Here is a 15,679-nt window from a genome sequence, read left to right as displayed (position 1 = left end):
AAGGCTGGCGGCGCGTGATGAAGCGGGGAGATCGAACTGGGTGGGGCGCTTACTCGAAGTTGCGGCGTCGCACCTGTGCGGCGACCAACCCGTACATGACGGCGGCGATGGCGGTGCAGACACAGAACGTCGTGACGATGGCGTATCCCATCGCCATCGGGCCGTTATAGAACACATGGGCGATGGTGGCTGCCACCGTCGGGCCAAGCGCCAGACCGAGCAGGTTTTGCACGAGGAAGAACAGCGACGAGAGCTTGCCCATCATGCGCCCCGGCGTGATCTGCGCCATCGTTGCACCGGCGGACGACGGAATCGGACTCGCGAAGAACGTGTGGCAGACATACAGCACGACGGCCAGCGCGTGATTGTCCGTGAACGCCAGCAGAAACGTCGCCAGACACGACACGAAGGTCGACACCATCGCAACTTCCAGTGGGGCCGCACGGCGTCCGCGACGCGAGAGCCGGTCCATGACCGCACCGAGAATCACGAGACCGGCGGGCACCGACGCCATCATCAAGGGCCCGAGCATGCGGCCGATGCTCGGCAGCGGCAGATCCCAGGCACGTGAGATGACGGTCGGGAGCCACGCGTTGAAGCCGGAGATCGCCATCGCGTAGAGGGTCGCGGCAATCCACAGCGGCACGTAGAGCTTCCATTCGCTGCGGATGAAACGCAGCGCGTCGCGATAGCCGGGCGCGTCGGCGCTCTTTTGTTTAGTCGCGCGCTTCGGTTCGCGCAGCGTCAGCATCAGCAAGGCGAGCGGAATGCCGACGAGCCCCGGCACGACGATCACGAACTGCCAGGGCTTGAGCGCGCCGAGAATTGGCCAGTGCGCCACATCACCGCTCTGCGAAAGACTGAGCAACGTGCCCCCGACGAACAGCGAGAAGCCCACGCCGAGCATGGGGCCCATGTGATAGATGCCGAACGCCCGTCCGCGCCGGTCGGGTGGGAACGTATCGCGGATCATCGAGTACGCGGCCGGTTGCAACGCACCTTCACCGATGCCGATGCCGGTCCGTCCGAGGAAGAGCTGGATGTAGTTGGTGGCGAAGCCGCAGAGCACCGTCATCGACGACCAGACGAACACGGCCCAACCGATGATGCCGCGTCGGCTGAAGCGATCGGCCAGGTAACCGGCCGGAATGCTGAAGGTACTGTAGAGCACCACGAACGAGAGACCGAGCAGCAGGCTCATCTGGAAGTCGCTGACACCCAACTCCTTCTTGAGCGGCACGACCACGAGCGAGAGCGACGAACGGTCGATGAACGACAGCACGAAGATCGCCGTGAGCACGATCAACATGTACCAGTCGCGGATGCCGACGCGACGCGTCTCGTTGGCGGCTGCGAGTGTATCCGAGGCGGACGCCTCCGGCGAAGCGGCCGGACTGTCCGATGCGGGGTTGTGCGGGGGCGCGTTCGCCGGTCGGGCGTCCATCGCGTGTTGGGTCATGCCTGCCTCCAGTATCGTTATCGTAAGAGTGTTACGCGCGACATGCGGCTCGTGAACTGGTGCCTGCCCGCAGAACAGCGCGACATAACACGCATACTATATGTCTGTTATGACGAGTGTCAAACACGACGAAAAAAATGCGGCGGGTCGTTGACAACCGAAATGCATCACGCCTATTCTTCGTCAAAACACGCATACAGTAATACTTAATATTTGGAGGAAACGCTGATGGCGCGAATCGTTTTCGCGATGGGTTGTTCGCACGGGCCGATGCTCGCGACGCCGCCCCAGATGTGGCATTTGCGCGCTGGCGCAGATCGCAAGAATCCGCAGCATTGGTTCCGTGGCGAGGCGATGGCCTTCGACGCGTTACTGGCGGCACGCGCCGACGAGTCGCCGCGTTTCGCCGAGGCCATCGCGCCCGAGGCCATGCAGCAGCGGTTCGACGCTTGCCAGCGCGCGCTCGACACGTTGGCCGAGCGCTTCAACGAGGCGCGCGCCGATGTAGTGATCCTGCTCGGCAACGATCAGCGCGAAGTCTTCAAGGAAGATCTCACGCCGTCGATCACCGTCTATGCGGGGGAGCGCATCGAGAACATTCCGCTCACCGAAGCGCAAGTCGCACGTCTTCCGCCCGGCGTCGCTATCGCGGAGGAGGGGCATTGCCCGCCCGACGGTGCGACGTATCCCGGCGCGCCCGATGTGGCCGACGCGCTCGTCAGGTCTCTGTGCGACCGGCATTTCGACGTGGCGAGATCGGTCCGTCTGCCCGGTGGCGAAGACCGTCAGCACGGCATACCGCACGCGTTCGGCTTTCTATATCGCAGGATCATGCGCGACGCGCCGCCGCCGAGCGTTCCCATCTTCCTCAACGTCGGTGTCGCACCCAACCAGCCGCGCGCGGCGAGATGCCTCGCGTTCGGCCATGCTTTGCGCGCTGCAATCGAGCAATTGCCGAGCGACTTGCGCGTGGCGGTGCTGGCCTCTGGCGGCATGACGCATTTCGTCATCGACGAAGCGCTCGACCGACACGTGCTGAATGCCTTCGCCGAACACGACGAGGCGGCACTGGCCGACATTCCGGAGCCGTACTTCAACGGCAACACCGCGGAGATCAAGAGCTGGTATCCGCTCGCCGCTGCGATGCACGACATGGACTGGCGCATGACGCTCGTGGACTACGTGCCGTGCTATCGCACAGAAGCCGGAACCGGTAACGCGATGGCGTTCGCCTACTGGGCGCCTGCGCAATAGCGCGCATTCGATGCCACGCGTATTGCCGCATCACACATCACTCTGCAAGGGACTTGCCATGAACGTTTCTGCCGACGCCGTCTCCCGACTGCGAAAACTCGATGCCTGTGCCGTATCGGATGCTCTCGACAAACTCGGTCTACCCAGCACCGTCTGCCATTTTCCGCAACGCTCCGGCGCACGCCGCATTGCCGGACGTGCGGTGACGATGAAGCTGGTGGCGGCTGCCGACGCACCGCCGACGACCGGCACACCGCGCCACCTGGGCACGACGGCGATCATGCAAGCGGGCACGGACGACATCATCGTCGTGGAGCAACGCACCGGACTCGACGCGGGGAGTTGGGGCGGCATTCTCTCGCTGGCGGCCGTGCAGCGCGGCGTGGCGGGTGTGGTCGCCGACGGTCCGGTGCGCGACATCGACGAGGCGCGCGACTACGACCTGCCGGTGTTCTGTCGGGCACTGACGGCACGCACGGCGCGCGCTCGTGTGGCCGAGGCGGGCACCAACGTGCCCATTTGCGTGGATGGCGTGGATGTCCAACCGGGCGACTACGTGATCGCCGACAACAGCGCCGTGGTTTTCGTCGCGGCGAGCGACATCGAGCGCGTGCTGGCGGCTGCCGAGCAGATCGCCGCACGCGAGGCCGCGATGGCGAAGGCACTGCTCGCCGGTCAGCCCGTGACCGATGTCATGGGGGCGAGCTACGAGCACATGCTGCACGACGGCGCGGCATGAGCGGCATGAGCGGCATAAGCGGCATAAGCGGCATAAGCGGAATAAGGGGCACAGGCGCCATGACCGCCACCACCCAACGAACCATTCATCAGGAGACACGTCATGACACAACAAGATAAGAACGTCGAACGCGCGGCCGCGCTCGACACCGCCACACTCAGTGATGCCCTCGATCGTCTCGGCATCGCCGGGCAATGCCATCTCGTCAAGCCGCGCGACAGCGCATACCGCATGACTGGGCGCGCCTACACCCTGCAGTACGGGCCAGCAAGCACGCCGCCGGGCACGGTCGGCGACTACATCGATGACATTCCGCCGGGCACGGTGCTCGTACTCGATAACGGCGGCCGCGAAGACTGCACGGTGTGGGGCGACATCCTCACGGAAATCGCCCATCGCCGAGGCATCGCAGGCACCGTGATCGATGGCATCTGCCGCGACGTTTCGCTGGCCCTCGAATTGGGCTATCCGCTCTTCAGCCGAGGCAACTGGATGCGCACGGGCAAGGATCGGGTGCAGGTCGAGTCGGTGGGCGTGCCGGTCAACATCGGCAATGCACGCGTGAATCCCGGCGACATTCTGCGCGGCGATGCCGACGGCGTGATCGTGATTCCCGCAGAACACGAAGCGGCCGTGCTCGATGCTGCCGAAGCGATCGACGCCGCTGAGCGCCACATCCGCGACGCCGTGCGCGGTGGCAAACGCCTCGACGACGCGCGCAAGGATCTGGGCTATCACCAGTTGCAGACGCGTCAGCGATAAGGAGACGAGTCATGGACGCCACTTCCCGAAAGGCATCGCTAGCAACGCAGTTTCCATTCGCCGGACTGCCGACGGTCGACGTCGACTTCGTGCGGCCGGACCCGGCGCTCCTCGCGCGCGTCGCCGAACTGCCCGTGGCCACGCTGCACGAGGCCGCAGGCAAGATCGGCGCGCTACCCGCAGCGATTAAGCCGATGGCGCCGTCCTTCCGTATCTGCGGGCCTGCGTTGACGGTCGACGCACCCCCGGCCGATAACCTCTGGCTGCATCGGGCGCTGGCACTTGCGCGTCCGGGCGACGTGCTGGTGGTCCGCGTCGCAGAGCATTACGACGCCGGTTACTGGGGCGAGGTGATGTCGACGATGGGTCGCGCACGCAAGCTAGGCGGCCTGGTAATCGACGGCTGCGTGCGCGACGGCGCGATTCTGGAGCGTTTCGGCTTTCCGGTATTCGCGCGAGGGCTGTGCATTCGCGGTACTGGCAAGGACTTCGCGGCACGCGGGTGGATCGGCTATCCGGTGCGCATCGAAGACATCGTCATTCAACCGGGTGACGTGATCGTCGGCGATGCCGATGGTGTCGTGGCGCTGCCGCAGGCGTCGCTCGACGCGGTCGTGGGTGCCGCGCATGAACGCGAAGCCAAGGAGGCGGACATCATCCGGCGTCTGGAGGCGGGCGAAGCCTCGCTGGACATTTACGGCTGGAATCGCTGAGGGATTTTGTGCGTCGTCGGGTTCGACGACGCGCTATCGAATCGGGTGCGCCGCCACCGCGCCCGATGTGAGGCAGTGCTGGTCCGCTTGGGGGTGGACCGGCTTTTGCGAACCGCGTCGGGGGACGCGGTTCTTTTTTGCGCCGCGTAGTGCCTTAGCGCTTGGTGGCAGCCTTGGCGGCGGCGTCGCGTGCGGCCAGATACTTCTCGCGCAGCACATTGAGGTTTTGTGACACGACCTGGCGTGCGGCTTCGTCGTTGCGCGCGCGAATGGCGTTGAGCAGTTCGCGGTGACGCTTGATCACGCCCTTGGCGACGGTCTCTGTCGTGTACGGAGTGAGCGAGCGATACAACACGTGCACGATTGCCTGCATCATCGCTTCGAGGAAATGGTTGTGCGACGCGTGCGCCACCGCGTTGCGGAACGCCATCGACGCCTGCGTGAATTCATGCTGCGTGCCGACCAGCGCCTGCGCGTTCTCGAGCGCGACTTCGAGCGTCTCGATGTCTTCGGCGGTCGCGGCTTGCGCGGCCAGCCCGGCGACGGCGACTTCTATCGTGTACTGCGCGTCGAAGATCTCTTCGGCGGACATCCCCACCAGCTTGAGCTGAATGGCGAGCGCCTCCGAGAAGAGCGAAGGATTGCCTTGCGCGATGCGCGCGCCGCCACCGGCACCCGTGCGAATGTCGACGACCCCCAGCGCTTGCAGACGCCCCAACGCTTCGCGAATCGGCAGACGGCTCACGCCGAACTGCGTGGCGAGGTCGTTCTCCGAGCCAAGGAAATCACCCGGGGCGAAGTGCCCGTCGAGCAATGCCTCCTTGATCTGACGTTCGACGCGCATGGCGGTCGATTCGGCGCGGCCGAGTTTCCAGACGGGTGTTTCTGCTTTTTCGCGTGACATGGGAATCCTGGTCGTTTAATCGGCAACAAGATACTACATTGCGCATAGCCTATGTGGGTACGCGCTGCGCTTCATGAAGGTGCGCGAGCAAGGCGTCGCGGGGCACGTTGCGCATGATGAAGACGAAGCGTGAGCATCGTTCGGGATGGGCGTCGGCCGCTTGCGCAGGCCATGACGAAAGTGTTTCGGGTGGGTGCAGCCGGTGCTGCACGCCGTGTATGACCACCGGGCCGGATTCCCCGGCTACGTCCACCAGCGCCTTCAGGCGCAGCAGATCGTCGCCGTGATGGAACGTCACCGCGCCGAGCCAACTGCTCAGGACATCCCATTCGAGCGGCGCCTCTAAAGTGATGCAATGTGCGGCGACATCACTACGGTGAGGGGTTTCATTGCCGGGCAGTAACGTGAGTGGCCCGCAGTCGACGCAACCCTGCGCCCCGTGCGTGGTGCAGATCGGTCGGTACGTGCGCGGCGTTCGCGTTGGGTGCTGCTCATCGGCGTGGTGCCAGCGCAGCGTCACATCCGCGACGTTCTGTGCCGCGTGCATGCCGAGCCCGAACACGTCCGCCGGAGAGATGCGGCCGTGATCGCACATGTGCTGCGTCGCTGCGGGGTTACGCGCAGCGAGCGCTGCGCGCAGGTCGTCGAGGGCGGCCTTGTCTACAAGGTCTGCCTTGGTGATCAGCAACCGGTCCGCCAGCATCACCTGACGCTGCGCCTCGGGTTGCTGTGCGAGCTGTAGCTGCGCATGGGCGGCGTCGACCGTCACGATGACGGCGTCGAGTGTGAATCGCGCCGAGAGCGCCGGATCGCGCAACAACGTCGCGACAACCGCACTCGGATCGGCCAGGCCACTGGTCTCGATCACCACGCGCGAGAACGGCGCGATCGTACCCGCATGAAGCTGTGCTTGCAGCGACAGCAGGGTCTCGCTCAATTCGTCGCGCACCGCACAGCACACGCAGCCACTTTCGAGCAGCACGGTGTGTGCATCGAGGGACTGCACCAATAGATGGTCGAGACCGACCTCCCCGAACTCATTGACGATCACTGCCGTATCGCTCATCCCCGGATGTGCGAGCAGCGCGCGCAACAGCGTGGTCTTGCCGCTTCCGAGAAATCCTGTGAGGAGCGTAATCGGTAGGCGACAGGGCGGGCGAGGCGGCGGCGCTGTCATGGCGGGCTGGTCGGATTCGGTACGCGAGGTGCCGGGAAGAAAGTCGGACGTTCGGAACATGGTCGTCGCAGCGTAGGGCACGTGTTGTCGGCTGACCTTGACGCTGATCAAGCGACGCACGCATCGTAGTAGAATGCGCATACAGTATGTTTGTAAGCGTGTCTCGTCAATAGGCGAAAGTGCTTAAATCGCTGCAATTCCCTTGGTGGGTGGGGATTTGGCGGTGATTTCCGAATATCTGGGACTGTGTGAAGACACCATCGATTGCCCGATAAAGGGCGTTGACACGCAAAATAAACACGCATACAGTATGCGCAAATGCATTGTCGAAAGCAGTGCGCATCCCACAAGAAACGGACGGAGACATCCATGCTCAGCGAGGCAAAGAACCAGTTGTTGACGCAGGTCGGACCAGGCACGCCGATGGGGGAGTTGTTGCGGCGCTATTGGCATCCGATCGGTGCCGAGAGCGAGTTCGACGAGATCTCGGTACGACCGGCGCGCCTGTTCGGCGAAGACCTGGTGCTTTACAAGGATCTGTCCGGCAACTACGGGTTGGTGGATCGTCAATGTCCGCACCGTCGTGCCGACCTCGCGTATGGCTTCGTGGAGAAGTGCGGACTGCGCTGCAACTATCACGGCTGGCTTTACGACGAGAAGGGGCAATGCACCGAGCAGCCGTATGAGGACATCGCGAACCCGCAGGTGCGCCTGAAGGACCGGATCAAGATCAAGTCGTATCCGGTGCAGGCCAAGGCGGGCATGCTCTGGGCCTACATGGGCCCGTTGCCTGCGCCGCTCGTGCCGACATGGGAGCCGTTCACGTGGACGAACGGTTTCCGTCAGGTCGTCATCTCGGACGTGCCGTGCAACTGGTTCCAGTGTCAGGAGAATTCCATCGATCCGGTGCACTTCGAGTGGATGCACTCGAACTGGAGCGTGCGCTTGCGCGGCGACACCGGCCCCTATGCCCCTACGCATACGAAACTCGGCTTCGAGGAATTCGAGTACGGGCTGATCTACAAGCGTGTGCGTGAAGACACCGACGAGAAGCATCCGCTGTGGGCCGTGGGCCGTCTCGCGCTGTGGCCGAACGTGTTCTGTCTCGGCGATCACTTCGAATGGCGCGTGCCTATCGACGACGAGAACACCCTCTCGATCACCTGGGCATTCAACCGTGTACCGCGCGAGCGCGAGCCCTACGTGCAAGAGACGATTCCTGCCTGGTATGGCCCGGTCAAGGACGAGGCGACGGGGCAATGGATCTCCAGCCACGTGATGAATCAGGACTTCGTCGCGTGGGTGGGCCAGGGTCGGATTGCCGATCGCACGCAGGAGAATCTGGGGGCGAGCGACCGTGGCATTGCCATGCTGCGTCGTCACTTCTTCGACGAGCTCGATGCCGTTGCACAAGGCCGCGATCCGAAGGGGCTGGTGCGTGACGAAGCCAAGAACGACTGCATCGATTTGCCTGTCGCCGCCCGGCGTCTCTTTGTCGACGGACTGACGCGAGAGGAACTCAAGGCGCATCCCATCATCGGCAAGCATCTCAAGGAATACGCGTTCCAGTACGGGCAACCGGAAGCGGTGAAGCGCGCGTTCCACGACGCGATGGGCGTGCAGATCGACGAGCACGGCAACGTGGTGGATGCGCCGCTCGGGAGCACGCAGCATGGCTGAGATCGTGTTGTGCATGGGGACCTCGCACGGGCCGATGCTCTCGACGCCGCCCGCCGATTGGGATCTGCGCGTACGCGCCGACCGTGCCGAACCGGCGCATCCGTATCGCGGTGCGACTTACAGTTTCGACGAACTGATGGCATTGCGCACCGGCGAAGACATCGAGGCGAAAGTGACGTTGCCCGCGCGTGAGGCGCATGCCGCGCGCTGCGCGGCGGCGCTCGGCGTGATGTCGAAAGCGCTCGCCGACGCGGCACCGGACGTCGTCGTGATCGTCGGCAACGATCAGCGTGAAGTGTTCGGCCCTGCGATCACCCCGGCCCTGTGGCTGTTCGGCGGCGAGACGGTATTCGACGAACCGGTCAGCGCCGCGCGACTCGCGAAGATGCCGCCGGGCATCTCGATCTCGTCGGCTGCGATCAAGCCGGGGGCGCGCACGGAGTACCCGGCGCACGCGCCGCTCGCACGCCATCTGGCGACGGCGTTCACCGGCAGCGGGCATGACATCACGATCTCGACCGAAGTCCCGCAGCGCGGTAGCGACGGTCCGACCGGCATGCCGCACGCGTTCGGCTTCGTCTACCGGCGGCTCATGCACGGCAACGTGCCGCCGCATGTGCCGATCATGCTCAACACCTTCTATCCGCCCAACCAGCCGCGCGCGACGCGTTGCGTCGATCTCGGGCTGGCGTTGCACGACGCCCTCGTGGCCTGGCCCGACGACGTGCGCGTCGCCGTGATCGCCTCGGGCGGATTGAGTCACTTCGTCATCGACGAGGCGTTCGACCACGCACTGCTCGACGCCATGACGCGTCGCGACACCGCGTACCTGCGCGAGATCGACGAGTCGCTGCTGCAATCGGGCACCTCGGAAGTGAAGAACTGGCTGCCGGTCATTGCTGCGGCCAATGCCGGGCAGATGACCATGCAACTGGTCGACTACGTGCCGTGCTACCGCTCGGCGGCGGGCACGGGCAACGCTATGGGCTTCGTGCTCTGGCATCCGACGAAGTAGCGGCTGCGCACGTCCCAAAGAGGACGACGCACCGACTCCACCTGCAAGGAGGCAGGCATGCTTTCCAGGCAAGACAACGAAACACTCACGCGCGTTGGACCGGGCACGCCTATGGGCGATCTGTTCCGCCGCTTCTGGTTGCCCGCGCTGCTCTCGGAGGAGATTGCCGAGCGTGACGGTGCACCGGTCAGGCTACGCCTGCTGTGCGAAGACCTCGTCGCGTTTCGCGACACGGAGGGACGCGTCGGCATCGTGGACGCCTACTGCGCGCACCGTCGTGCCGGGCTCTTCTTTGGACGCAATGAGGAATGTGGCTTGCGCTGCGTGTATCACGGCTGGAAGTTCGATGTGAACGGCCAGTGTTTGGAGATGCCGTCCGAGCCGCACGAGAATCCGCAGACACATAACGTTCGCATCAAGGCTTATCTCACTGCCGAGCGCAACGCGGTCGTGTGGGTCTACATGGGGCCGCGCGAATCGGTGCCTGCGTTGCCCGACTTCGAATGGTCGCGGCTGCCCGAGCGTCAGCACACGGCGACCAAGCGACTGCAATCCTGCAACTGGGCGCAGGCGGTCGAGGGCGGCATCGATTCGAGCCACATCTCGTTCCTGCACAGCCGCACGGAACCGGTCGCCGGTGCGCCGAGCAATCCGTATCACGCGTCGGACCGTCATCCCGTGTTCGAGGTGAGCGATGCGGATTACGGGCTGGTGATCGCGGCGCGGCGTCATGCCAGACCGGGCACGTATTACTGGCGTGTCACGCAGTTCCTGCTGCCTTGCTACACGATGATTCCGCCCGTTGGCAATTTCGACGAATCGAGTCAGGAGCCCTACGACGGCCACGCGTGGGTGCCCATCGACGACGAGACCACGTGGACGTGGTCGTTCAGCGCGAGTCCCGCACGCACGTATCGCGACGAAGAGATCGCGTTCCGTGGCGGACGCAAGGGCTTCTGGGGGCCGGTGGACGATGGCTATCAGCCGTTGCTCCATCGTGGCAACGACTACGGCATCGACCGCGCACGTCAGCGCACCTCCAACTTCACCGGCATCGAGGGCATTCCGAATCAGGACGCCGCCGTGCAGGAAAGCATGGGGCCGCTCGTCGACCGCTCGCAGGAGCGTCTGGGCGCTTCGGATCGCGGCATCGTGCGCTTTCGTCGGCTGATGCTCAAGCTCGCCCGCGATCTGGCGCAAGGGCAGGTGCCTGCCTGTGCGAACGACGCGACGCTCTACAACGTGCGTCCCGTCTCGATGCTGCTGCCGCAAGACACGCCGGTGCTCGACGGCGCGGCGGCGCTGCTACGCGGCGCATCGACACCCATGCACTGATACCGCAGCAAAGCCACGCACGTCTTCATCTCATTTCATCAAACCCGAATCAACCTGAAACCGGAGTCCAGCATGATCATCGATTGCCATGCCCACGTGAGCGCACCGACCGAACTGTGGGCCTATAAGGCCAGCCTGCTGGCCAGCCGTGGCTCGCACGGGCGCGGACGCATCAATGTGTCCGACGACGAAATCCGCGCCGCGGCCAATCGCGCCGAAACGTGGCCCAAGGGGCACCTCGACTACATTCGCGAACACGGCACCGACCTGCAACTGGTCTCGCCGCGTCCGTTCCAGCTGATGCAGTCGGAAAAGCCGTCGAAACTGGTGCATTGGTTCACGGAAGAGTGCAACAACATCATCTATCGTCAGACGCAGCTTTTCCCCGAGACGTTCGCGGGGGTCGCCGGTCTGCCGCAAACCGCCGGGGACCCGATCGAGCAGGCGTTGCCGGAACTCGGACGCTGCATTAACGAACTGGGATTCTCGGGCTGCCTGCTCAACCCGGACCCGTTCGAGAACGGGGTGGCCGAGGCGCCGCCGCTGGGTGATCGCTACTGGTATCCGCTCTACGAAAAGCTGTGCGAGCTCGACGTGCCCGCCCACATCCACGGCACGGGTTCGCGCTCGGAGCGCGTGCCGTACTCGCTGCACTTTATTAACGAAGAAACCATCGCCGTGTTCGGCCTCGTGAACTCCGACGTCTTCAAGGACTTCCCGGATCTGAAGATCGTGGTGAGCCACGGCGGCGGGGCGATTCCGTATCAGATTGGCCGCTTCGACGCCCCGTCGCTGCGCCGTCCGAACGGCCAGCGCTTCTCCGATCGCCTGCGCAATCTGTACTTCGATACGGTGCTCTACACCGAAGAGGCGCTGTCGCTGCTCATCAAAACGGTCGGCGTGGATCGCTGCCTTTTCGGCACCGAGTGCCCGGGCGTGGGTTCGGCGGTGAATCCGAAGACGGGCCGCTCGATGGACGACGTACGTTCGCTCATCGACAACCTCGACTGGCTGAGTGCGCAGGATCGCCAGAAGATCTTCGAAGACAACGCGCGTCATGTCTTCCGTCTGCCTGCCAAGGCAGCATAAGCGACGGCCCGACCGGTCCACCTGACTGTGTGACGACTCATGAACATGTCCGATTTCACCGATACGCTGCTCGTTAACGTTGCGCGGCGTGAGCAGCAGACGCAGACGATTGCCGTCTTCGAGCTGCGCGCGCCCGACGACAGCCCGCTGCCGCCTTTCACCGCGGGTGCCCACGTCGAGCTGTATCTGCGCGACGGCCTGTCACGCTGCTATTCGTTGCTCAACGATCCGGCCGAGCGACATCGCTATGTCATCGGCGTGCATCTTGATGCAGCGAGTCGGGGCGGATCGGCCTTCGTTCACGAGCATCTCGTCGCGGGCGCGGCGCTCAAGATCAGCGCGCCGCGCAATCACTTCGCGCTCGACGAGGGCGCGGCGCGCACGGGACACACGGTGCTCGTTGCGGGCGGCATTGGCATCACGCCGTTGCTGTCGATGGCGGCACGGCTCGAAACGCTGGGCCGCCCGTGGACGCTGCACTACTGCGCACGCAGCGCCCAGACGGCGGCGTTCGCCGATCGTCTCGATGCTGCGTCCTTCACGCACGGCCGTGTGCAGTGGCACTTCGACAGTGCGCCAGGGCGGGGCTCGCTCGACCTCGTGCGCCTCGTCGATGACGCGGCACCGGGCACGCACCTCTACTGCTGCGGACCCGTGCCGATGTTGCAGGCGTTCGAGGCGGCGGTGGCGCGCCGCGCCGATTGCCACGGGCATGTGGAGTATTTCGGCGGGGTGGGCACGCCCCAGAGTTCCACAGGGCAATACGACGTGGTCCTCGCACGCAGTGGCAAGACGGTCCACGTGGCGGCCGGGCAGACGATGCTCGACGCATTGCTCGACGCTGCCGTGGACGCCCCGTATTCTTGTCGCGAAGGTGTGTGCGGCACGTGCGAAGTCGCAGTGCTCGACGGCACGCCGGAGCATCGCGACCTCGTGTTGAGTCAGGACGAGCGGGCCAGTGGCCGCACCGTCATGATCTGCTGCTCCGGCTGTCGCGGCGACCGGCTGGTGCTCGACCTCTAGTCACGTGCATCACGTGCTTCACGTGCACCACGCCTAAACACTATCAATGCGCTCGGCACAGAGCGCTGGAGGAGACGACATGCAACAAAGCGGTTTCACTCACACCATCGACGGTCGCGGCGAGTCCAGCGATGCGTCGTTCGCCGTCATCAATCCGGGCACGGGCGCGCCGTTCGCCGTGTGCCCGGACGCCTCGCAAGATCAACTTGATCGCGCCGTGGCTGCGGCCCGTCGTGCATTCACGGCCTGGCGCGAGACGACCCCGACGCACCGCCGCGAGCGGCTGCGTAGCTTTGCAGAAGCACTGAAAGCGCGCAGCAAGGAAATCGCCACGCTGCTCACGCGCGAGCAGGGCAAGCCGTTCGCCCGCGCGCAGGACGAACTCAATCGGGCGTTCGCCAACCTCGAAGGCCTGCTGGCCATTGAGCTGAAGCCGGAACTCCTGCGCGATAACGAGCGCGGGCATGTCGAGCTGCAATACCACCCGCTGGGCGTCGTGGGCGCGATTACGCCCTGGAACGTGCCGGTCCTACTCGCACTGCCGAAGATCACGCAGTCGCTGTACACGGGCAATACCATCGTGCTCAAGCCGTCGCCCTATACGCCATTGACGACGCTGCTCATCGGTGAAATCGCGCGCGAGCACTTCCCGCCGGGCGTGGTGAACGTCGTCGCGGGCGGCAACGATCTCGGCGCGTGGATGACTAACCATCCCGGCATCGACAAGATCTCGTTCACCGGTTCGGTCGCCACGGGCAAGCGGGTGATGGCCAGTGCGGCCAGCACGCTCAAGCGGGTGACGCTCGAACTCGGCGGCAACGATGCGGCCATCGTGCTCGACGACATCGACGTGAAGGCCCTCGCGCCGCGTCTGTTCTGGGCGTGCTTCGGCAACAGCGGTCAGATCTGCATGGCGATCAAGCGTCTGTATGTGCATGAGAAGGTCTACGACGCGCTGTGCGACGCACTTGTCGAGATCGCGAACAAGGTCAAGGTCGGTGAGGGGTTCGAAGAGGGCGTGCTAATGGGGCCGGTGCAGAACCGCATGCAATATGAGCGGGTGCTGGAACTCATCGACGATACGCGTCGCCAGAGCGCACGCATTCTGTGTGGCGGCGAAGCGCTCCCGCGTCCCGGTTATTTCATCGCGCCGACCATCGTGGCGGATATCGCGGAAGGGACGCGTCTCGTTGACGAAGAGCCGTTCGGGCCAGTGCTGCCGGTGATTCGCTTCAGCGATGTGGACGACGCGGTGCGTCGCGCCAACGACAGCCGCTTCGGACTGTCGGGGTCGGTGTGGAGCGCCGATCCGGCGCGTGCCCGCGAGATCGCACAGCGGCTCGAAGTCGGCACCGCCTGGATCAATCACCACGTGGGCGTCGAGTACGACGTGCCGTTCGGCGGCACGAAGGAGTCCGGCATCGGACGTGAGTATGGCGCGCAGGGGCTGAAGCATTACACGGAGATTCGCGCCGTGAGCGTGCCGGTACTCCCGCCGATGGCGCCGCCAGCCGGTGCGGCGAAGCGCTGAGTCGCGCATTGCATCCGTCCCCTAAAAATCGTTTCGGAGAGACCTTATGTCCACCACGAAAACACAGGAAATGCCGGGGCACGCTGGCATGAGCCTGTCGGCGCGCGCCGACGCGCTCGAACATCACATGATCGAGGAGCTCGACCGCAAGATCGTGCGCTCGGTGCTGTTCACGTCGGGCGATCGCGACCCGACGGCACCGATCATGCCGCCGCCGGGCGGCAAGCCCGATCCGCGTCACTTCCTCATGGGCGACGATCCGCGTCTGCAGAAGATGCCGGAGCGCCCGACGCTGCTCGACTTCTTCAAGCACCGCTTCGCGCCCGCGAACCATTTGCTGCAAAGCGCCACGCATGCACTCAAGGCGGGCCACGACGAGAAGACGATTCTCGCCTGCCTGTTGCACGACATCAGCGTGTCGGGCTTCATTCGCGCCGATCACGGCTACTGGGGCGCGCAACTGCTGGCTCCCTACGTCGACGAAGAGGTGAGCTGGGCCATTCGCTACCACCAGGCGCTGCGCTTCTTCCCGGATGCCTCCGTTGGCTACGACTATCCCGAAGCGTACATCCGCTACTTCGGTGCGGATTACGCGCCGGAGCCATACGTCACGGCCGACTGGGAATACGCACGTAATCACAAGTGGTACATGACGAGCCGTCTCATCACGCTCAACGACATCTACTCGTTCGACCCGAACGCGCAGGTGAGCTGGGACCCGTTCATCGACATCATCGGGCGCCATTTCAAGCAGCCGAAGGAAGGGCTCGGCTTCGACGGTTCGGCCTCGGCGCACATGTGGCGCACCATCATCTGGCCGACGAAGTTCCTGTGAGACAGGCGGCAGGCGATCGCCGTGAGGCGGTTGCCTGCCGTGGCGAGACGGGCCAGCGGCATGGCCGACTTGGGGTAAACGCACCTTCCCGACGCGGATTTTGTCCTGATATAAAAACGGGACCGTCGCATCGACGAAATCCCTGAGCCAACGCCGCCGACTG

Annotated in this window: 14 protein-coding genes; 11 read left to right on the top strand and 3 right to left on the bottom strand. The window is 64.5% G+C overall.

Going from position 1 to position 15,679, the window contains the following annotated elements:
- Positions 1–49: 49 nt before the first annotated feature.
- Positions 50–1,459 carry an MFS transporter gene (locus ACIQWO_RS18860; protein WP_402827380.1) on the bottom strand — a complete coding sequence of 470 codons (1,410 nt, stop codon included), beginning with the start codon at positions 1,457–1,459 and terminating at the stop codon, positions 50–52.
- Between the two features lie 228 nt (positions 1,460–1,687).
- Here ACIQWO_RS18860 and ACIQWO_RS18855 point away from each other — a divergent pair, with 228 nt between their 5' ends.
- The 4 genes from ACIQWO_RS18855 (at position 1,688) to ACIQWO_RS18840 (ending at position 4,927) form a co-directional block, all read left to right on the top strand.
- Positions 1,688–2,713 (top strand): protocatechuate 3,4-dioxygenase, encoded by a 1,026-nt coding sequence (locus ACIQWO_RS18855; RefSeq protein WP_402827377.1) that lies wholly within the window; start codon positions 1,688–1,690, stop codon positions 2,711–2,713.
- Positions 2,714–2,771: 58 nt separating this feature from the next.
- Entirely contained in the window at positions 2,772–3,452 is a 681-nt protein-coding gene (locus ACIQWO_RS18850; protein ID WP_402827374.1) for an RraA family protein, read from the top strand.
- 102 nt (positions 3,453–3,554) lie between these two features.
- Positions 3,555–4,214 carry an RraA family protein gene (locus ACIQWO_RS18845; RefSeq protein WP_402827371.1) on the top strand — a complete coding sequence of 220 codons (660 nt, stop codon included), beginning with the start codon at positions 3,555–3,557 and terminating at the stop codon, positions 4,212–4,214.
- Between the two features lie 11 nt (positions 4,215–4,225).
- Positions 4,226–4,927: an RraA family protein gene (locus tag ACIQWO_RS18840; RefSeq protein WP_402827368.1), complete on the top strand. Its 702-nt coding sequence runs from the start codon at positions 4,226–4,228 to the stop codon at positions 4,925–4,927.
- Between the two features lie 154 nt (positions 4,928–5,081).
- Here ACIQWO_RS18840 and ACIQWO_RS18835 read toward each other — a convergent pair whose 3' ends face one another.
- Positions 5,082–5,831, bottom strand: a complete 750-nt coding sequence (locus ACIQWO_RS18835; RefSeq protein WP_150665842.1) for a FadR/GntR family transcriptional regulator — start codon at positions 5,829–5,831, stop codon at positions 5,082–5,084.
- Positions 5,832–5,880: 49 nt separating this feature from the next.
- Positions 5,881–7,068 carry a CobW family GTP-binding protein gene (locus ACIQWO_RS18830; RefSeq protein ID WP_402827364.1) on the bottom strand — a complete coding sequence of 396 codons (1,188 nt, stop codon included), beginning with the start codon at positions 7,066–7,068 and terminating at the stop codon, positions 5,881–5,883.
- Positions 7,069–7,377: 309 nt separating this feature from the next.
- On the opposite strand from ACIQWO_RS18830, the gene ACIQWO_RS18825 reads away from it, so the two are divergent.
- The 7 genes from ACIQWO_RS18825 to ACIQWO_RS18795 all read left to right on the top strand — a co-directional run bounded on the left by ACIQWO_RS18825 (position 7,378) and on the right by ACIQWO_RS18795 (position 15,516).
- Complete coding sequence (locus ACIQWO_RS18825; protein WP_402827361.1) at positions 7,378–8,688, top strand: Rieske 2Fe-2S domain-containing protein; 1,311 nt, start codon at positions 7,378–7,380, stop codon at positions 8,686–8,688.
- The gene (locus ACIQWO_RS18820; RefSeq protein WP_402827358.1) at positions 8,681–9,703 is read left to right on the top strand and encodes a protocatechuate 3,4-dioxygenase; all 1,023 of its coding nucleotides are present in this window, start codon (positions 8,681–8,683) and stop codon (positions 9,701–9,703) included. Before ACIQWO_RS18825 ends, ACIQWO_RS18820 begins: the two co-directional genes overlap by 8 nt.
- A 57-nt stretch (positions 9,704–9,760) precedes the next feature.
- The gene (locus ACIQWO_RS18815; protein WP_402827355.1) at positions 9,761–11,038 is read left to right on the top strand and encodes a Rieske 2Fe-2S domain-containing protein; all 1,278 of its coding nucleotides are present in this window, start codon (positions 9,761–9,763) and stop codon (positions 11,036–11,038) included.
- A 72-nt stretch (positions 11,039–11,110) separates the two neighbouring features.
- Positions 11,111–12,127, top strand: a complete 1,017-nt coding sequence (locus ACIQWO_RS18810) for an amidohydrolase family protein (protein WP_402827352.1) — start codon at positions 11,111–11,113, stop codon at positions 12,125–12,127.
- Positions 12,128–12,172: 45 nt separating this feature from the next.
- Entirely contained in the window at positions 12,173–13,150 is a 978-nt protein-coding gene (locus ACIQWO_RS18805) for a PDR/VanB family oxidoreductase (protein ID WP_402827349.1), read from the top strand.
- A 79-nt stretch (positions 13,151–13,229) separates the two neighbouring features.
- Positions 13,230–14,681, top strand: coding sequence for an aldehyde dehydrogenase family protein (locus ACIQWO_RS18800; protein WP_402827346.1), 1,452 nt, complete (start codon positions 13,230–13,232; stop codon positions 14,679–14,681).
- Between the two features lie 46 nt (positions 14,682–14,727).
- Positions 14,728–15,516: an HD domain-containing protein gene (locus tag ACIQWO_RS18795; RefSeq protein ID WP_402827343.1), complete on the top strand. Its 789-nt coding sequence runs from the start codon at positions 14,728–14,730 to the stop codon at positions 15,514–15,516.
- Positions 15,517–15,679: the final 163 nt, after the last annotated feature.

Origin of the sequence: Pandoraea sp. NPDC090278, assembly GCF_044772185.1 — a bacterium.
Lineage (GTDB): Bacteria > Pseudomonadota > Gammaproteobacteria > Burkholderiales > Burkholderiaceae > Pandoraea.
This window is presented reverse-complemented; position numbering and strand designations above follow the sequence as displayed.